Raw genomic sequence first — 18,027 nt, 5'->3', positions numbered from 1 at the left:
AATTCTTGCGACCATCGAATGGCCGCGCAAGCCACGGGGAGGCGGTCATGCCAAGGCCGATAAGGCTCTTTGTGCGCTATGTGGATGCCACCAACCGCATCGTCGGGCGGATCACGATGTACATGATCTTCGCGATGATCGGCATCCTGATGTATTCGGCGATCATGCGCGGCGCGCTCGACTATGGCTTCGTCAGCATGTCGCCGCTCTGGACGCTGGAAATGGCCCAGTTCGTCATGACCGCTTACTACATGCTGGGCGGCGGATGGTCGATCCAGGACGACAGCCACGTTCGCATGGACCTCGCCTATTCGCGCTGGTCGCCGAAGCGCAAGGCCATCGTCGACTGTTTCACGGTCTTCTTCCTGATCGTCTATCTCGGCGTGATGCTCTACGGCGGCCTGTCCAGCACCAGTTACGCACTTCAGTACGGCGAGACCAGCTATTCGTCCTGGGCGCCTTACATGGCGCCGATCAAGATTATCATGTGCATTGGCATTTTCCTGATGCTGCTGCAGGCGATCGCCCAGTTTTTCAAGGATATCGCGGTGGTGCGAGGGGAGACTCTCGCGTGAGTTACGATCTGATCGCAATCCTGATGTTCGCGGGGATGATGGCCCTGCTCCTGACCGGGCAACGTGTTTTCGGCGCCATCGGCTTTATCGCGGCCGTCTTCGCGCTTCTCCTGTGGGGTACCGGCGGGGGCGAAATACCGTTTTCCGCCGCCATGAAGCTGATGAAGTGGTATGCGCTGCTGACGCTGCCGCTCTTCATCTACATGGGCTACATGCTGTCGGAATCCGGCATCGCCGACGATCTCTACAAGATGTTTCACGTCTGGTTCGGGCCGGTGCGCGGCGGGCTCGCTATCGGTACGATCCTGCTGATGGTGGTGATTTCGGCCATGAACGGCCTTTCGGTCGCCGGCATGGCGATCGGCGCGACGATCGCGCTGCCGGAGCTTCTTCGCCGCAACTACGACAAGGTCATGGTGACGGGTGTCATCCAGGCAGGCTCGTCGCTCGGTATCCTGGTTCCGCCCTCCGTGGTGCTGGTGCTTTACGCGATGATCGCCCGCCAGCCGGTTGGCCAGCTTTGGCTCGCGGGTGTCTTCCCCGGCCTGATGATGGCCGGCATGTTCATCGCCTATATCGCGATCCGTTGCTGGCTTCAGCCTTCGCTCGGGCCCACGCTGTCGCGTGAGGAGCGCGATGTTCCGCTTGGCGAGAAGCTGAGGCTTCTTACGGCCGGCATCCTGCCGTTCCTCATCTTCCTGTCGATGACCGGGCTGTTCGTGGCCGGCAAGACGAGCCTTGTCGAAAGTTCGGCGATCGGGGCGATCGGCGCGACCGTGGCTGCCGCCGTCCGCCGCAAGCTTACGACGAAGGTCATGCGGGACACGATCCAGAAGACGCTGGCCGTCTCCTGCATGTTCATGTGGATCATCGTGGCCGCCCTCGGCTTCGGCGCGGTCTTCGACGGGCTTGGCGCGGTGAAGGCGATCGAGCGCTTCTTCGTGCAGGACCTTGGCCTGACGCCATGGGAAATCCTGATACTGATGCAGATTTCCTATCTCGTCATGGGCATGTTCCTGGACGATACGGCGATGCTCGTCATCGTGGCGCCGCTCTACGTGCCGCTGGTCAAGGCTCTCGGCTTCGACCTCATCTGGTACGGCGTGCTCTACACGATCACCTGCCAGATCGCCTATATGACGCCGCCCTTCGGCTACAACCTCTTCCTCATGCGGGCGATGGCTCCGCCCCAGATCACCATCCACGACATCTACAAATCCATCGTGCCTTTCGTGCTGGTCATGATGTTCGCGCTCGCGGTCGTCATGGCTTTCCCGGAAATTGCGCTTTGGTTGCCGCACCATTTCTACATCAGAGGGTAAGTGCCGGATCGATAACAAGCAGGCCGTAAAAGAAGTATCCGCCGGCAAGTCACCGAAAGAGGAGAAGAGCAATGCAGAACAGACGTGATTTCATGACCAAGGCCGGTCTTGCCACGGCGGCTGCCGGTACGACTGCACTTGCCGCGCCTTACGTGCGTGCGCAATCTCCGATCACCTGGCGGCTTCAGACCTATGCCGGTCCGGCACTCGGCGAGCATGTCATCAAGCCGGCGATCGATGCCTTCAACAAGGCGGCCAACGGTGAAATGACGATCGAACTTTACTACGCCGATCAGCTGGTGCCGACAGGGGAGCTGTTCCGCGCCATGCAGAACGGCACGATCGACGCGGTGCAGTCGGACGACGATTCCATGGCGGCCCCTGTCGACGTTCGTGTTTTCGGTGGCTATTTCCCCTTCGCCACCCGCTATTCGCTCGATGTGCAGGCGCTGTTCTACAAGTACGGGCTGAAGGAAATCTGGGAAGAGGCTTACGGCGAGGTCGATAACGTGACCTGGCTTTCGGCGGGCTCCTGGGATCCCTGCCATTTCAACACGAAGGATCCGATCCGCAGCCTGGACGACCTCAAGGGCAAGCGCGTCTTCACCTTCCCGACCGCCGGCAAGTTCCTGTCGCGTTTCGGCGTCGTGCCGGTGACGCTGCCTTGGGAAGACGTGGAGGTCGCCGTCCAGACCGGCGAGCTCGACGGTATCGCCTGGTCGGGCATCACCGAGGATTACACGGTCGGCTGGGCCGACGTGACCAAATACTTCCTCACCAACAACATCTGCGGTGCCTGGATAGGTTCCTTCTTCGCCAATACGGAACGCTGGAACGCGGTGCCGCCGCATCTGCAGGAACTTTTCCGTCTGACGATGGACAGTTCGCATTACTACCGCCTGCACTGGTACTGGGCGGGCGAGGCGAACCTGCGCGTCACCGGCGGCAAGATGGAACTGACCACGATCCCCGATGACCAGTGGGCGACCGTGGAGGCGGAAGCCGAGGTGTTCTGGGACGAGATCGCGGCGACCAGCCCGCGCTCGGCGAGAGTGGTGCAGATCCTGCGGGACTACCGGGATACCATGCGCAAGGCAGGACCTCCCTATCGCTACAGCTGATAATGCTTTCCGCTCCGGAACTCCGGTTCCGGAGCGGATTTTAGCCGGCTAACAAATTGCCGGAAACCTCTAACCGAGTTACACACGCGCCGGCATTATCCGGCAGATCCAGGAAACGACAACTCAAATGGCTGGCAAACTGACGTTCGAAGAGCTGAAGAAATGCGTCGCGGACGGCGAGATCGATACGGTCGTCGCCGCTCAGGTCGACATGCAGGGCCGGCTTATGGGCAAGCGCTTTCAGGCGGAATTTTTCGTCGACGGCGCCTATCGCGAAACCCACAGCTGCAACTACCTGCAAGCGACCGACATGGAGATGCATACGGTCGAGGGTTATAGCGCGACGAGCTGGCAGTCGGGCTACGGCGACTATGTGATGAAGCCAGACCTTTCCACGCTGCGGCGCGTGCCCTGGCTGGAAGGTACGGCGCTCGTGCTTTGCGATGTGCTGGACCATCACACGCACGAAGACGTGCCGCATTCGCCCCGCGCTGTCCTGAAGCGCCAGGTGAAGCGGCTTGAGGCCATGGGCATGAAGGCGACCATGGCGAGCGAGCTTGAGTTCTTCCTTTTCCGCGAAAGTTTCGAGGAGGCGCAGGCAAAGCGCCATCTGGGTCTCACCCCGATCAGCGCCTACAACGAGGATTATCACATCTTCCAGACCACCAAGGAGGAAGACGTGATGCGCGCGATCCGCAACGGCCTGCAGGGCGCGGACGTGCCGGTGGAAAATTCCAAGGGCGAGGCGGAAGCCGGGCAAGAGGAGATCAACGTCCGCTACACGGACGCGCTGACGATGGCCGACCGCCATTCGATCATCAAGAATGCCTGCAAGGAGATCGCCTGGGCGAAGGGCCGCGCCGTCAGCTTCATGGCGAAGTGGGATTTCGCGCGCGCCGGCAATTCCTCGCATATCCACCAGTCGCTGTGGAGCATGGATGGCGAGCCGCTCTTCTACGACAAGGACGGCGAGCACGGCATGTCGAAGCTGATGCGGCACTATCTCGCCGGGCTTTTGCACCACGCGAGCGAGATCACGCTCTTCCTCGCGCCTTACATCAATTCCTACAAGCGCTTCCAGGCGGGAACATTCGCTCCCACCAAAGCTATCTGGAGCATGGACAACCGCACGGCCGGTTACCGCGTCGTCGGGGCGGACACGAAGTCGGTTCGCGTGGAGTGCCGGGTCGGCGGGGCGGATCTCAATCCCTATCTCGCCATGGCCGCCCTCATCGCGGCAGGCATCGACGGGATGGAGAAGGAGCGCGTTCTGGAGGCCGCCTTCGTGGGCGATGCCTATCAGGGAACGGACGTTCGCGAGATTCCCTCCACCTTAAGGGCAGCGACGGAAGCCGCCGACACTTCGGAAATGCTGCGCACGGCCTTTGGCGACGAGGTGATGGACCACTATGTCCATGCCGCGAAATGGGAGCAGCTCGAATACGACCGGCGCGTGACCGACTGGGAGCTGAAGCGCGGTTTCGAGCGGAGCTGATTCCGCTTCTCTCCCGATCTGGTTTCATGACAAAAGACCTCTCCGGGTTAGCGACGAAATAAATCGCCCGGATCTTTCCCAGCAGGATCGCAAGATGAGCGAAACAGTCAAAATCATATCACCGGTCGACGGTTCGGTTTACGCCGAGCGCCCGATAGCAAGCGAGGCGGAGCTTGACCGAGCGGTCGCTTCCGCCAGATCGGCTCAGGGTGACTGGGCGATGAAATCCGTCGCCGAACGCAGCCGTTATGTCATCGCCGCGCTTGAGGCGTTGATGGCGATGAACGACGAGATCGTGCCGGAGCTTGCCTGGCAGATGGGTCGTCCCGTGCGCTACGGCGGAGAGATGGGCGGTGTGGAAGAACGCACCCGCTACATGGTGCAGATCGCGGAAGCCGCGCTCGCGCCGAACCGCTACACCGACAAGCCGGGCTTCACCCGCTACGTGAAGCGTGAGCCTGTCGGCGTGGTGCTTGTGATCGCGCCATGGAACTACCCCTTCATGACGGCGATCAACACGATCATGCCGGCACTGATCGCAGGCAATTCCGTCATCCTGAAACATGCCGCGCAAACCCTTCTTGTCGGCGAGAGGCTGGCGAAGGCGTTCGAGGCGGCTGGCATCCCGAAGGGCGTCTTCCAGAACGTCGTGCTCTCGCACTCGCAGACGGAAAAGCTGCTCGGTTCCGGCAAGATCGACCACATCAACTTCACCGGCTCGGTCGCGGGCGGGCGGGCGATAGAGCGCGCGGCGGCCGGCACCTTCGCAAGCCTCGGCCTCGAGCTTGGCGGCAAGGATCCGGCCTATGTGCGCGAGGATGCCGACCTCGACTACGCCATTGCCGGCCTCGTCGACGGTGCCTTCTACAATTCCGGCCAGTGCTGCTGCGGGATCGAGCGTATCTACGTTCACGAAAGCCGCTTTGACGATTTCGTCGAAGGCTTCGCCGGCATGACGCGGCAATATGTGCTGGGCAATCCGCTTGAAGAAGCGACGACGCTCGGGCCGATGGCGCAGCCGCGCTTTGCCGACTGGGTGCGCGAGCAGACGGCGGAAGCCCTTCGCAAGGGCGCGAAACCGCTTATCGATACGTCGAAATTCGAGATGGACAAGCCGGGCACGGCCTATCTCGCACCGCAGGTGCTAGTCGATGTCGACCACCAGATGTCGGTCATGCGCGAGGAAAGTTTCGGTCCCGTCGTCGGCATCATGAAGGTGCGTTCGGACGAAGACGCGATCCCGCTCATGAACGACAGTCCCTACGGGCTGACCGCTTCCGTCTGGACGAAGGACGAGGAAGCGGCGATCGCTATCGGCGACCGGGTGGAGACGGGCACCGTCTTCATGAACCGTTGCGATTACGTCGATCCGGCACTTGTGTGGACGGGCGTCAAGGATACCGGCAAGGGCGCTGGCCTATCCACCTTCGGCTACGATGCGCTGACGAGGCCGAAGTCCTATCACCTGCGCCTGGAAACCTGAACCGAACAACCACCGAATGAAGCGGGAGGCGGCCAGCCTCCCGCAAATTCCTTCCTGTCAGAAAGCTTGAAGACATGACGACCTCCCCGTCAGCAAACTGGTCCTACCCCACTTCGATCCGCTTCGGCGCCGGCCGCATCAAGGAGCTTGGCAAGGTTGCCGAGGCCGCTGGCATGAAGCGGCCCTTGCTCGTCACGGATCCCGGCCTTGCGAAGCTGCCCATGGTGGCGGATGCGCTTTCCATCTGCCGTGAGGCGGGGCTGGAACCCGCCGTCTTTTCCGACGTGAAGCCCAATCCCGTCGCCTCCAACATCGAGGCGGGCGTTGCCGCCTTCCGCGCGGGCGATCATGACGGCGTGATCGCCTTCGGCGGCGGCTCTGGTCTCGATGCCGGCAAGGTCATCGCCTTCATGGCGGGTCAGACCCGCCCGATCTGGGATTTCGAGGATATCGGCGACTGGTGGAAGCGGGCGGATGAAGCCAATATCGCGCCGATCGTTGCCGTCCCGACCACGGCAGGCACAGGTTCGGAAGTGGGCCGCGCCGGTGTCGTCACCAATGAGGAAACGCACACCAAGAAGGTGATCTTCCACCCGAAGATGCTGCCGGCGACGGTGATCTGCGATCCGGAACTCACCGTCGGCATGCCGCGCTACTTCACGGTCGGCACGGGCATGGATGCGCTCGCCCACTGCCTTGAGGCCTATTCGTCAACCTTCTATCACCCGATGGGAGACGGTATCGCGGTCGAGGGTATCCGCCTCGTTTTCGACAGTCTGGAAAAGGCCGCGAACACGCCGGACGATCTCATCGCGCGCGGCAACATGATGTCGGCTGCCGCCATGGGCGCGGTCGCCTTCCAGAAGGGCCTCGGGGCCATTCACGCGCTGTCGCATCCGGTCGGCGCGCTTTACGACACCCACCACGGCATGACGAATGCCGTCTTCATGCCCTATGTGCTTGCGTTCAACCGTCAGGCGATCGAGAAAAAGTTCGACCGCCTTGCAGGCTATCTCGGTATTTCAGGCGGTTTCGACGGGCTGATGCAGGCGATCCTCAAGCTCAGGGCCGACCTTGAAGTGCCGAATACGCTTGAAGGTCTCAAGGTTGGCGGCGAAAAGCGCGATCTCATTGCGGAAATGGCGGTAGTCGATCCGACGGCGGGCGGCAACCCGATTGAGCTCACCAAGGACGGCGCGAAGCAGATTTTCGATGCCGCGCTCGAGGGCCGTCTCTGAAATCCCGGAAAACCTCCCGACGAACTTACGGGTCGCATCTCACGATGCGGCCCTTTTCTTTAGCTGGATGCTCGCGGAAAGGTCACTTCCACCTTCAATCCCCCTCCGGGCGCGTCGCCCAGCGTAACATCGCCCGACATGACGCCTGCGATTTCCGTCACGATCGCAAGGCCGAGCCCAGCCCCGCCCGCCGTATCGCCGGAAAGCTGCTCGAAGCGCGCCAGAGCCTTTTCCCGGTTTTCGCGGGAAATGCCCGGCCCGTCGTCTTCCACTTCCAGGATCGCCCGGTTGCCGTTGCCGCGAACGCGCACGGTCGCCGATCTGCCGCTGCCTGCGTGGTGGATGGCGTTTTCGACGAGGTTCCTGACAAGCTCGCCAAGCAGCATGTGATTGCCGTGAATGAACGGGCCGCTATTGCCTTGCGCCTCGAAGCCGAGGTCGAGGCCGGCCTTCGCGGCGGCCGGTTCCAGGTCCTCCGTCACGGATCTCGCGGTTTCCTGCAGGTCGATGGCCGCTCCCCCGTCCCTGTCGACGGAGGCCTCGTCCACGCGGGCAAGAAGCAAGAGCTGGGCCAGCGTGCGCTCGCTTTGCAGCACCGCCCGGTCGGCCCTGTCGAGCGCCTCTCGCGCCGTATCCCGGTCCTCCGCGCGCCGGGCAAGCTCGATCTGGGTGCGGACGACGGCAAGCGGCGTGCGAAGCTGGTGCGAGGCGTTGCCGGTGAAGTGCTTCAGCGCATCGAGCGCCGCCCTCAGCCGCCGTATGAAGCCGTTGATTGCGCCGACGAGGCGCTCCACCTCCTGCGGTACGCTCTGGCGGATCGGGCTCAGGTCGTCCTCGCTGCGCCGGTCGATGGCTTTTTCAAGCCGTGTCAGGGGCCGCAGCGCGCGGCGTACGCCGAAAAGGACGGCAGCCCCGGCGATCAGGATCAGCAATCCCTGCCTTGCCGCCGAGCGCAGCAGGATGTCGCGTGCAAGCGCCTGTCTCGCGGTCGTCGTTTCCGCGACAGCCACGCGGAAGGCGAGCGAACGCTCGCCGGAAGAGGCCGCGCCGTTCAGCAGCGCGACGCGGATCGGCTCGCTGCGAAATTCCTGATCGGAAAACTCCACGTCGCTGGCGATTTCCGTCTGTGCGTGCGGCTCCGGCACGGGAAGCTGGCGGTATCCGGTCACGAAGACGCCGGGCGGGCCTTCCACCCGGTAGAAGACGCGGTCCTCCGCCGCGCTCGTCAACATTTCGAGCGCCACATAAGGCACGTCCACCTCCAGAAGCCCGTCCGGCCCGACGGCGACGCGCTCGGCAATCGCAAGGGCCGATCCCGCAAGCACCCGGTCGAACACGTCGTTCGCCGTCTGGCGTGCCTCCCGGTAGGTGTCGATGAGGCTGAGCGCGGCCAGCAGGCTGAGCGGAAGCAGCAGCCAGAGCAGCAGGCGGGAGGTCAGGGAGCTTGGGCGGTGCAGCATCGGGTAAGGGTCAACCCGCTTCGAGGCAATAGCCGAGACCGCGCGCGGTGCGGATGCGCACGCCATGCGGTTCAAGGCGCTTTCTTAGCCGGGAAACATATTGCTCCACGGCATTGTCGCTGATGTCCTCGTCGAATTCCGATAGCCGCTCCGCGATCCGCGTCTTGGAGACGACCTTTTCCGCCCGGCTTATCAGGATCTGAAGGACGTTCAGCTCGCGCGCCGGCAGGTCGAGAGGCGTGCCGTTCAATGCGGCCTGCCGCGCGTTCAGGTCGAAGGTCAGCGGCCCGCACTCAAGCCGCGCATTGCGCGCGCCGGAAAGCCGGCGCATGAGCGCGCGGATGCGCGCCTCCACCTCGACCACCTCGAAAGGCTTGGTCATATAGTCGTCCGCGCCCTTGTCGAGGCCGCGAATTCGCTCGTCGAGCGCCCCGCGCGCCGTCAGCACCATCACAGCGCAATCCGTACCCCGTGCCCGGATATCTGAGAGAATATCGAGACCGTCCATGTCCGGCAGCGACAGGTCGAGCAGCACGAGGTCGAAAGAGTGCGCGGCCAATGCCGCCATCGCGCTTTCCCCGTCGCCGACGGCGTCTACGACATAGCCGCTTGATCTCAGGACCGAGGTCAACCCCTCGGCCAGCGTCGCGTTGTCCTCCACGATCAAGATGCGCAAGGGTTTCCTTCCCGTCGTTTCTTCCTTGAGATGCGTGCCCTTGCCCGATCATACTCCGCTCATGACGCATTTCACCATATGCCGCATCGCATTCGCCGCCGCGCTTGTCCTTTCCGCTCTGGTCACGCCGCAAACCGTCTTTGCCGCCGAGGTGACGAGGGTCTATCCGGCACTTGACGAGACCGGGCCGACGCGAACCCTGAAGATCTATTCCTCGCTCGATGCCGATATCGCCGAACCGCTGCTCCAGGCGTTTCGCAAGGGGCATCCGGGCATCGCGATCGACTACTGGGAACTGCAGACCCAGGAGATCTACGCCAAGGTCCTGGAAGAGACGGACCGGGGCGAGGAGACGGCGGACATCGCCTTTTCCTCGGCGATGGATCTGCAGGTGAAGCTTGCCAATGACGGCTATGCCCAACCGCTGGAGCTTGCCTCCGCCGGAGTCATGCCCTCCTGGTCGCAGTGGCGGGATGCCGTCTTCGGCGTCACCTTCGAGCCGGCGGTCATCATCTACAACAAGACGGCCTTCGAAGGTCGGGAGCCACCGCGCACCCGCGCGGACCTCGCGCAATATCTGAAGGCGAACGAGGCGGAGCTTTACGGGCGCGTCGGCACCTACGATGTCGAGCGGGCGGGGCTGGGGCTGTTCTTCCTCGCCCGCGACAGCGAGCACAACCGCAAGATCTGGTCGCTGTTCAGCGCGCTCGGCGCGACGGGGGTGAAGCTTTATTCCAACTCCTCGGCGATCGTGGAGCGGGTCGCGGACGGGCGCTTCGCGCTCGGCTACAACATTCTGGGCTCCTATGCGGCGGGCTGGGCGCGCAGCGCGCCCGACCTCGGCATCGTCCTGCCGGAGGATTATACGGTGGTGATGACGCGCACCGGCCTCGTGCCGAGGAACGCCGCTTCGCCGGATCTCGGTGCGGCCTTTCTCGACTTTCTGCTTTCGATCGGCGGTCAGCGGCTGATCGCCGAGGAGACCGGCCTGCCGGCGCTTCATCCCGCGGTCGAGGGTGAGAACACCGCCTCCTACATGCATCGGACCTATGGCGCGCGCCTGCGCCCCGTTCCGGTGGGGCCCGCGCTCGTCGTCTATCTCGACCAGGTCAAGCGCCAGCGGCTGCTCGATCGCTGGAACGATGCATTGCGCGTGCAGTAGGAAAGGCGGCGACGTCCTCGCGCTTCACAATTTCCTGAGCGCCACCTGCTCGATCTCGTGGCTCTCGCCCTTGGTGAGGATGAGGTCGGCGCGCGGGCGCGTCGGCAGGATGTTTTCGACGAGATTGATCAGGTTGATCTTGGACCAGAGGTCCTCGCCGATCCGTTTGGCCTCCTTATCCTCGATCAGCGAATAGCGATGGAAATAGGAGCCGGGGTCGCGGAAGGCCGTTTCGCGCAGGCGCATGAAGCGCTCCATGTACCAGCGGTGCAGCACATCCATCTCCGCGTCGATATAGATCGAGAAATCGAAGAAGTCGGACACGAAGGGGATCGCCTTTCCGTCCTTCGGCAGGTTCGACGTCTGCAGGACGTTGAGCCCCTCCAGAATGAGGATATCGGGTCGGTCCACGATCACATGCTGGCCGGGCATGATGTCGTAGTAGAAATGCGAATAGATCGGCGCCTTGACGTTGCGCTTGCCGGCCTTGATGTCTGACAGGAACTGGAGGAGCGCCGCCCGGTCGAAGCTTTCGGGAAAGCCCTTTCGGCGCATCAGGCCTTCGGTTTCCAGCACGGCGTTCGGATAAAGGAAGCCGTCGGTCGTCACGAGGTCGACCTTCGGCGTCGACGGCCACCGCGCAAGCAGCGCCTGCAGCACGCGCGAGGTGGTCGATTTGCCGACGGCGACCGATCCGGCGATGCCGATGATGAAGGGGTTCTTGTTGTCGTTTACGCCGAGAAAGTGGTTCGTTGCGCGGTGCAGCGCCTGCGTCGCCTCGGCATAGAAAGACAGGAGCCTGGAAAGCGGCAGGTAGATCGTCTCCACCTGGTCGAGCGAGATCGGGTCGTTCAGGCCCTCCAGGCGCCGCACTTCCGCCGCCGTCAGCGTCATCGGCGTATCGGCGCGCAAATGGCTCCACTCGGCTTCGGTGAAGACGCGGTAGGGCGAAAGGTCGGGCTGCGTCATCTGGGCAAGGCCGTCATCCATTCGCATAGCGTTCACGGTGCTTTCAGGCATCTTGCACCGTCTCCCTTCAAGGTGCCGTCACCCCGCCGGGCGCGACGCCTTTTCCTCAAGCCCGGTCTGGGCGGTGCGGCGGGCAAGTTCCGCCATGACGTCATCGAGGGCGATATCGCTTGCCCTCAAAAGTACCAGAAGATGGTAGAGCAGGTCCGCCGCTTCTCCCGTCAGTTCGCTCCTGTCGCCCCTTACGGCGGCGATCGCGGCTTCCACGGCTTCTTCGCCCACCTTCTGCGCGATCTTGGGCACGCCCTTGTCCATCAGCTTGCGGGTGTAGGACATGGCGTCGTCGCTCGCCGCGCGAACGCCGATAATGCGGTCAAGATCGGAAAGTGTGAATTCCGTCATTGGTCTGAGGTTCCGTATCCTGCCGGGCGCTGTCACCCGTCGAGGCGCATGGGGATGCCGGCTGCGGCCATATGCGTCTTCGCTTCGCGGACCGTATGCGTGCCGAAGTGGAATATCGAAGCGGCGAGAACGGCGGTCGCATGGCCGTCGCGCACGCCTTCGACCATGTGGTCGAGATTGCCGACGCCTCCGGAAGCGATCACCGGAACGTGCACGGCATCGGCGATCGCCCGCGTCAGCGCGATATTATAGCCGGCTTTCGTGCCGTCGCGGTCCATGGAGGTGACGAGCAGTTCGCCGGCTCCCCGTTCCACCACCTTTTTGGCGAATTCCACGGCGTCGATGCCGGTTGCGTTGCGCCCGCCGTGGGTGAAAATCTCGAAGCGCTCGGGTTCGCCCGGCTTGCTCACCTGCTTGGCGTCGATGGAGACGACGATGCACTGCGAGCCGAATTTCTCCGCCGCCTCGCGCACGAAATCCGGGTTCTTCACCGCCGCCGTGTTGATGGAAACCTTGTCGGCGCCGGCGATCAGCAGTTTGCGGATATCTTCCACCGTGCGCACCCCGCCGCCCACGGTCACCGGCATGAAGCAGGCTTCCGCCGTGCGCCTGACAACGTCGAAGATCGTGTCGCGGCCCTCGTGGCTTGCCGTGATGTCGAGGAAGCACAGTTCGTCCGCTCCCGCCGCATCATAGGCCTTGGCAGCCTCCACCGGGTCGCCCGCATCGACAAGGTCGACGAAATTCACGCCCTTGACGACGCGCCCGTCCTTGACATCCAGGCACGGTATGATGCGAGCTTTCAGGGTCACGTTGCTTTTCCTCGAACGGCTGAACTGCGGCGAACGCATATTCTCTCAAGGCCGTCTCATATCAAAAAACAAGGGCTTGTGCAGGAGTTTTGACCTTACCGGGGTGCCCAATCCGTTTCACGCTGCCTCGGTCTTGTTAAATTCGATTATTCGAATATATAAGAGGAGAGTTTTCAGCCAGCCCCTGCCGGGGCAGTGGGCCGGGCTTTTCAGATCGGATCGACCAATGACCGAATTCACACCGTTTCTCTCCGCGTTGGGCGGGGCCCTGATCGGGCTTTCCGCGGTCCTGCTCATGGCGGTTCATGGGCGCATCGCGGGCGTTACCGGCATTCTGGGCGGCCTTCTGCCGCCGAAGATCGCCGGGGACTGGGCCTGGCGGGCGGCTTTCCTGGCAGGCATGATCTGCGGGCCGCTCGGCTATGCGTTGATAACGGGCGGCATGCCGCGGATCGACGTTCCCGTCTCCGTGCCGATGTTTCTGATTGGCGGTTTCATCGTCGGCATTGGTGTTTCCTATGGTTCGGGCTGCACGTCGGGGCATGGCGTTTGCGGCATGGCGCGGGTTTCGCCGCGTTCCATCGTCGCAACCCTCACTTTCATGGCGACGACGACGGTCACGGTTTTTCTCGTGCGCCACGTCTTCGGCCTTTGATTCCGGGAGCCTGAGAAGATGAAGATACTCTCCGCTTTCGCGTTCGGCCTGATCTTCGGCCTCGGCATCGCCGTTTCGGGCATGATCGATCCGGCAAAGGTGCTGAATTTCTTCGATTTCGCCGGTATGTGGGACCCGAGCCTCGCCTTCGTCATGGGCGGCGCGCTTGTCGTTACCGCCATCGGCTACCGTTTCGTGCTCAAGGCGCCGCATCCGGCTTTGGCCAGCAGCTTTTCCATCCCGACGAGGCGCGATATCGATCTGCGCCTGGTTGGCGGTGCCGCCACCTTCGGCATCGGCTGGGGCCTTTCGGGCTTTTGTCCGGGCGGCGTCGTGCCGGCGCTCGGCCTTGGGCGCGCCGAGCCTTGGGCTTTCGTCGCCGCAGTTGTCGCCGGCATGCTCGTCGCCAATTTCGTGGAAAGCTGGCGCATGCGCTCCGCCCATCCCGCCTGACGCGGAAGTTAGGGATTTCCGGCATTACGGGGCTGCAATTTGCGACGAAGCGGGGCAGTATGCGAAAAAATCCCGACCGGTTGCGGCAAGCCATGCCGCAGCCAAGCACCTGGACGACGCCCCATGGATATAAGACGCCTGACCGCTGAAGTTGCCGTATCGCCGCAGATCGGCGTGGAAGATCTCGAGGCCATCAAGGCAGCGGGCTTCCGCACGATCATCAACAACCGGCCGGATGGCGAAGAGGCGGGCCAGCCCGAGGCGGCGGATGTGGAACAGGCGGCGCGTGCGCTTGGCCTCGACTTTCGCTTCATGCCGGTGATCTCGGGCGGTGTCACGGAAGGCGATGGCGATGATTTCGCCGCTCTTCTGGATGAGGTCGAAAAGCCCGTTCTCGCCTATTGCCGCACGGGCACGCGCTGCACCGCGCTCTGGGCGCTCGCCAGATCGCTTCAAAAGGATGCGCCGAACGACATTCTCTCCACCGCGCTGGATGCCGGCTATCAGCTTGAAGGTCTGCGCCCGGTGCTGGAAAAGCGCTCCGCGGGCTGACCGCCGGCGCGGGAAATTCCGGCCGGAAAACCAGTATCTTTTTGCGCTGCAAAAAGAATTCCTTTGACACGCCGCGCGAAACAGGCCACATGAGGGCTTGCGCGGCGTTCGATCCATTGCAGCGTGAGCGGCCAAATGTTCGGGCATGTCCCGGCCGGCCGGGCTTTACGGGCGCCTTCCTCCCCTGATTTCGTACGGGGCTTCCTTCACGCGAGGCCTGTTTCCGTCCGCGACGCCCCGAAAACGGGCCGGCGCGCGGGTATCGTTCGCATTGCGGCTGGAGCGGACAAGAAGCTGTCAGCCTGCAAAACCTGAAAGAACACACTTGACCGATTTTCATTCCCTCGGGCTTGCCCGCCCGATTCTTCTTGCGCTCGACGGCGCGGACTATTCCACGCCGACGCCGATCCAGGCCCAGTCGATCCCCCTCGTACTCGAGGGGCGCGATCTTCTCGGCATCGCCCAGACCGGCACCGGCAAGACGGCGGCCTTCTCGCTGCCGATGATCGATCGGCTGCTTGCCACGAATATCCGCCCCAGCCCGCGCGGCACTCGCGGTCTCGTGCTTGCGCCCACGCGCGAACTGGCGGACCAGATTGCCAAGAACATCCGCAAATACGCCGCCAAGGCCCGCATGCATGTGAATGTGGTCATCGGCGGCGTGCCGATCGGCCGCCAGATCCGCATGATGAGCCGTGGCCTGGACATCCTGGTGGCCACTCCCGGACGGCTGCTCGATCTTTACGACCGTCAGGCGCTCCACTTCGACGATCTTGAATTCTTCGTCCTCGACGAAGCCGACCAGATGATGGACCTCGGCTTTATCCATGCGCTGAAGCGCATTGCGGCTCTCTTGCCGAAGGAGCGGCAGTCGCTCTTCTTCTCGGCGACGATGCCCAAGGAAATCGCCGATCTTGCCGCCTCCTTCCTGACCGATCCGGCACAGGTTGCCGTTGCCCCCGCCTCCACCACGGTGGAGCGTGTTTCCCAGGCGGTCGCGCATGTTCCGGCAGGCCGCAAGCCCGGGGTCCTGGGCGACATTCTCGCTGCCGATGAAGTCACGCGTGCCATCGTCTTCACCCGCACCAAGCGCGGGGCGGATCGCGTGTCGCGCACGCTGGAGGAAAAGGGCATCCCGGCTGTCGCCATCCACGGCAACAAGAGCCAGGGTCAGCGGCAGAAGGCCCTTGCCGGCTTTTCTTCGGGCCGGCTCAAGGTGTTGGTCGCGACGGATATTGCCGCGCGCGGCATCGACATCGGCGGCGTTAGCCACGTCGTGAACTATGAAATGCCGGATGTGCCGGAAACCTATGTTCACCGTATCGGGCGCACGGCGCGTGCGGGGGCATCGGGCCAGGCGATTTCGCTGGTGAGTGCCGATGAGCGCGGCCAGCTTCGCGCGATCGAGCGGCTGACGAAGATGCCGCTCGATGTCATGGCCGGCTTCGAACCGCAGCCGGGCGAAGAAAGCGAGCCTCGTGGGCGCAATGCCGGCCGCGGCCGCGGTCCATCCCGGCCGAACGGCGGCAATGCGCGCAACGGCAAGCCGCAGGGCAACCGCTCGCGCAACGGCGAGGCGCGCGGCAAGGGGTTTTCCGACAAGGAAGGCGGCTTCGGCAGCCGCTCCCGCAAGCCGGCGGCGTCGGGGCGTCCCGACCGGCGTCAGCGCAGTGCTGAAGGCGAGCGTGCCGGTCGCTGACACCGGCTTCAGATGATCAAAACAAAAGCCCGGCGGAAGATCGCTTCCGCCGGGCTTTCTTTGTTTCCTGCCGTGTCGTCAGGCCGCGTTCGAGCGCGTACGGACGTTACCGAGGAACTGGCTCACCAGCTCGCGCAACCGGCCGGAATTCTCCTGCAGCTGGCCTGCGGAAAGATCGACCGTCTCGGAAGCCATATGCGTGTCCTGGGCAGCCGTGGAGACGATGGCGATATTTTCCGTCACCGCTTCCGTACCCTTGGATGCTTCGCTGACGTTTCGTGCGATCTCGCCTGTCGCGGCACCCTGCTCTTCGACGGCTGCGGCGATAGCGGAGGCGATATCGTTCATTTTCATGATCGTATCGGTCACCGACGATATCGCGCTGGCCGCGTCTGTCGTCTGGTTCTGGATTTCGGAGATCTGCGCGGAGATCTCCTCCGTCGCCTTGGATGTCTGGTTCGCCAGTTCCTTGACCTCCGCGGCGACGACCGCGAAGCCCTTGCCGGATTCGCCGGCACGCGCGGCCTCGATGGTGGCGTTGAGCGCAAGCAGGTTTGTCTGTTCGGCGATCGCCTGGATCAGCGTTACGACCTCGCCGATCTTGCCCGCCGTGCCGGCAAGGCCCTTCATGCGGTCGTTCGTTCGTCCGGCCTCGGATGCGGCCTGGGCTGCGATTTCGCTTGATGACTGCACCTGGCGGCTGATTTCGGCGACGGATGCGGAAAGCTCCTCCGCCGCGGCCGCCACGCTCTTGACGTTGTGCGAGGCCTGCTCCGCGGCCGCCGAACCCGCGACGCTTTGTTCCGTCGTCCGTTCCGCACCGGCGGTAAGGTTGGCGGCAGCGGCCTGCAGGTCGGCCACGGACTTGCCGACGGTGTCGACAAGGCCGGTCACTTCCTGATCGAAGCTCGCGCAAAGCGCCTGGATTTCGTCGGCTCGCCGGGCGGCCACTTCCTGGCGTTCGTGATCGCGCGACATCAAGTCCTTGCGGGCGGCTTCATTGGCAACGAACACCTTCATGGCGTCGGCCATCCGGCCGATCTCGTCATGGCGATCGAGGGAGTCGATCGTCACGGCCTCCTTGCCGTCGGCGAGCTGGCGCATGGCTTCGGTCAGCTTCAGCAGCGGGCGGGTGATATTGCGGATCGATGCCAGGGCGATAAGCGCGGCGACGACCGCTCCGCCAAGGCCGATGAGAAGAACCCGCATGGCCTCGCTCCAGAAGGCGGCGTCAATGTCGTCCACATAGGCGCCGGTGCCGATCATCCAGCCCCAGGGTGCGAAGGATTCGCCCCAGCCGTATTTCGCGGCCGGTACATCGCTGCCGGCGCGCGGCCAATGGAACAGCACTTCGCCGCCGCCGTTTTTGCCCTGTGCGATCAGTTTTTGGATGAAGGGCACGCCGTTCTTGTCCTCGGCGCCCATCATCTTCTTGCCGACGAGGGCGGGATTTACATGAAAGACGTTCGTTCCATCGTTTTCGGTAAATCCGAAGAGATAGTCGTTGTTGCCGTAGCGCATGGCGCCGATCGATTCCGCCGCCGCCATCTGGGCCTGCTCCCGCGTCAGCTTGCCGCTCTTTTCAAGTTCGTGGAAGTGCCGTGCGATGGCGACGCCGCTTTCGGCCTGCGCCTCGATACTGCGAAGGCGCTCGTCAAGCATTGCCTCACGCAGCGACGTGAGCCCGACAACGGCCAGCGTTGCGGCCAGCAGCGCCACAATGATGGTCGGGATTGCAATTTTCTTGGAAATGGACAGGCGGGCGAGGAACATTCCGGCGACTCCATGAACATACACAACTACGGGCCGCCTGGGTTCCATGCCTCAATTGTCGTCGGCATTCGAACCGGTCATGACGTCCCGCGACATCACTCATCGACAATTATCGGTAGTTTGAGGGAGTTAAAAATATTACAATATCAACGACCTAGGGTGATTTAGGTAACTTGTGAA

At 63.1% G+C, this 18,027-nt stretch carries 17 protein-coding genes; 11 read left to right on the top strand and 6 right to left on the bottom strand.

The window, feature by feature from the left end; translation table 11 throughout:
• The first annotated feature begins 47 nt into the window (after positions 1–47).
• From GR183_RS07285 to GR183_RS07260, 6 genes are all read left to right on the top strand, one after another.
• Positions 48–575, top strand: coding sequence for a TRAP transporter small permease subunit (locus GR183_RS07285; RefSeq protein WP_160774962.1), 528 nt, complete (start codon positions 48–50; stop codon positions 573–575).
• Positions 572–1,897, top strand: coding sequence for a TRAP transporter large permease (locus GR183_RS07280; protein WP_160774961.1), 1,326 nt, complete (start codon positions 572–574; stop codon positions 1,895–1,897). The genes GR183_RS07285 and GR183_RS07280 overlap by 4 nt, the downstream gene beginning before the upstream one ends.
• Before the next feature lie 71 nt (positions 1,898–1,968).
• Complete coding sequence (locus tag GR183_RS07275; RefSeq protein ID WP_160774960.1) at positions 1,969–3,018, top strand: TRAP transporter substrate-binding protein; 1,050 nt, start codon at positions 1,969–1,971, stop codon at positions 3,016–3,018.
• Between the two features lie 127 nt (positions 3,019–3,145).
• Entirely contained in the window at positions 3,146–4,513 is a 1,368-nt protein-coding gene (locus GR183_RS07270) for a glutamine synthetase family protein (RefSeq protein ID WP_160774959.1), read from the top strand.
• 94 nt (positions 4,514–4,607) lie between these two features.
• Positions 4,608–5,996, top strand: a complete 1,389-nt coding sequence (locus GR183_RS07265) for an aldehyde dehydrogenase family protein (protein ID WP_160774958.1) — start codon at positions 4,608–4,610, stop codon at positions 5,994–5,996.
• A gap of 74 nt (positions 5,997–6,070) precedes the next feature.
• Positions 6,071–7,234 (top strand): iron-containing alcohol dehydrogenase, encoded by a 1,164-nt coding sequence (locus GR183_RS07260; protein ID WP_160774957.1) that lies wholly within the window; start codon positions 6,071–6,073, stop codon positions 7,232–7,234.
• A 59-nt stretch (positions 7,235–7,293) separates the two neighbouring features.
• On the opposite strand, the gene GR183_RS07255 is transcribed toward GR183_RS07260, so the two are convergent.
• Positions 7,294–8,694 (bottom strand): sensor histidine kinase, encoded by a 1,401-nt coding sequence (locus tag GR183_RS07255; RefSeq protein WP_160775755.1) that lies wholly within the window; start codon positions 8,692–8,694, stop codon positions 7,294–7,296.
• A 10-nt stretch (positions 8,695–8,704) separates the two neighbouring features.
• Positions 8,705–9,370 (bottom strand): response regulator transcription factor, encoded by a 666-nt coding sequence (locus GR183_RS07250; RefSeq protein ID WP_160774956.1) that lies wholly within the window; start codon positions 9,368–9,370, stop codon positions 8,705–8,707.
• Between the two features lie 40 nt (positions 9,371–9,410).
• Here GR183_RS07250 and GR183_RS07245 point away from each other — a divergent pair, with 40 nt between their 5' ends.
• Positions 9,411–10,532, top strand: coding sequence for an ABC transporter substrate-binding protein (locus GR183_RS07245; protein WP_244313646.1), 1,122 nt, complete (start codon positions 9,411–9,413; stop codon positions 10,530–10,532).
• Positions 10,533–10,556: 24 nt separating this feature from the next.
• Here the strand turns inward: GR183_RS07245 and coaA are convergent, their stop codons facing one another.
• Genes coaA through hisF form a run of 3 tightly spaced genes read right to left on the bottom strand, consistent with a single transcriptional unit; the run spans position 10,557 to position 12,715 of the window.
• A complete protein-coding gene (gene coaA / locus GR183_RS07240; RefSeq protein WP_376765756.1) occupies positions 10,557–11,552 on the bottom strand; it encodes a type I pantothenate kinase in 996 nt (331 codons plus the stop codon).
• Positions 11,553–11,579: 27 nt separating this feature from the next.
• Complete coding sequence (locus tag GR183_RS07235) at positions 11,580–11,903, bottom strand: phosphoribosyl-ATP diphosphatase (protein WP_160774955.1); 324 nt, start codon at positions 11,901–11,903, stop codon at positions 11,580–11,582.
• A gap of 32 nt (positions 11,904–11,935) precedes the next feature.
• Positions 11,936–12,715, bottom strand: coding sequence for an imidazole glycerol phosphate synthase subunit HisF (gene hisF, locus GR183_RS07230; RefSeq protein ID WP_160774954.1), 780 nt, complete (start codon positions 12,713–12,715; stop codon positions 11,936–11,938).
• Positions 12,716–12,941: 226 nt separating this feature from the next.
• On the opposite strand from hisF, the gene GR183_RS07225 reads away from it, so the two are divergent.
• From GR183_RS07225 to GR183_RS07210, 4 genes are all read left to right on the top strand, one after another.
• Positions 12,942–13,370, top strand: coding sequence for a YeeE/YedE family protein (locus GR183_RS07225; protein ID WP_160774953.1), 429 nt, complete (start codon positions 12,942–12,944; stop codon positions 13,368–13,370).
• Between the two features lie 18 nt (positions 13,371–13,388).
• Positions 13,389–13,823 (top strand): DUF6691 family protein, encoded by a 435-nt coding sequence (locus tag GR183_RS07220; protein WP_160774952.1) that lies wholly within the window; start codon positions 13,389–13,391, stop codon positions 13,821–13,823.
• Positions 13,824–13,946: 123 nt separating this feature from the next.
• Positions 13,947–14,375 (top strand): protein tyrosine phosphatase family protein, encoded by a 429-nt coding sequence (locus GR183_RS07215; protein ID WP_160774951.1) that lies wholly within the window; start codon positions 13,947–13,949, stop codon positions 14,373–14,375.
• 325 nt (positions 14,376–14,700) lie between these two features.
• On the top strand, positions 14,701–16,074 hold the full coding sequence (locus tag GR183_RS07210) for a DEAD/DEAH box helicase (protein WP_202395901.1): 1,374 nt from the start codon (positions 14,701–14,703) through the stop codon (positions 16,072–16,074).
• A gap of 78 nt (positions 16,075–16,152) precedes the next feature.
• On the opposite strand, the gene GR183_RS07205 is transcribed toward GR183_RS07210, so the two are convergent.
• Complete coding sequence (locus GR183_RS07205) at positions 16,153–17,847, bottom strand: methyl-accepting chemotaxis protein (protein ID WP_160774949.1); 1,695 nt, start codon at positions 17,845–17,847, stop codon at positions 16,153–16,155.
• Between the last annotated feature and the right edge of the window lie 180 nt (positions 17,848–18,027).

The organism is Stappia sediminis (assembly GCF_009826895.1).
GTDB classification, from domain to species: domain Bacteria; phylum Pseudomonadota; class Alphaproteobacteria; order Rhizobiales; family Stappiaceae; genus Hongsoonwoonella; species Hongsoonwoonella sediminis.
This window is presented reverse-complemented; position numbering and strand designations above follow the sequence as displayed.

Coding starts and splice junctions, on each gene's coding strand:
- GR183_RS07285 (WP_160774962.1), top strand. CDS start 48: ATGCCAAGGCCGATAAGGCTCTTTGTGCGCTATGTGGATGCCACCAAC.
- GR183_RS07275 (WP_160774960.1), top strand. CDS start 1,969: ATGCAGAACAGACGTGATTTCATGACCAAGGCCGGTCTTGCCACGGCG.
- GR183_RS07270 (WP_160774959.1), top strand. CDS start 3,146: ATGGCTGGCAAACTGACGTTCGAAGAGCTGAAGAAATGCGTCGCGGAC.
- GR183_RS07265 (WP_160774958.1), top strand. CDS start 4,608: ATGAGCGAAACAGTCAAAATCATATCACCGGTCGACGGTTCGGTTTAC.
- GR183_RS07260 (WP_160774957.1), top strand. CDS start 6,071: ATGACGACCTCCCCGTCAGCAAACTGGTCCTACCCCACTTCGATCCGC.
- GR183_RS07255 (WP_160775755.1), bottom strand. CDS start 8,694: ATGCTGCACCGCCCAAGCTCCCTGACCTCCCGCCTGCTGCTCTGGCTG.
- coaA (WP_376765756.1), bottom strand. CDS start 11,552: ATGCCTGAAAGCACCGTGAACGCTATGCGAATGGATGACGGCCTTGCC.
- GR183_RS07235 (WP_160774955.1), bottom strand. CDS start 11,903: ATGACGGAATTCACACTTTCCGATCTTGACCGCATTATCGGCGTTCGC.
- GR183_RS07225 (WP_160774953.1), top strand. CDS start 12,942: ATGACCGAATTCACACCGTTTCTCTCCGCGTTGGGCGGGGCCCTGATC.
- GR183_RS07220 (WP_160774952.1), top strand. CDS start 13,389: ATGAAGATACTCTCCGCTTTCGCGTTCGGCCTGATCTTCGGCCTCGGC.
- GR183_RS07215 (WP_160774951.1), top strand. CDS start 13,947: ATGGATATAAGACGCCTGACCGCTGAAGTTGCCGTATCGCCGCAGATC.
- GR183_RS07205 (WP_160774949.1), bottom strand. CDS start 17,847: ATGTTCCTCGCCCGCCTGTCCATTTCCAAGAAAATTGCAATCCCGACC.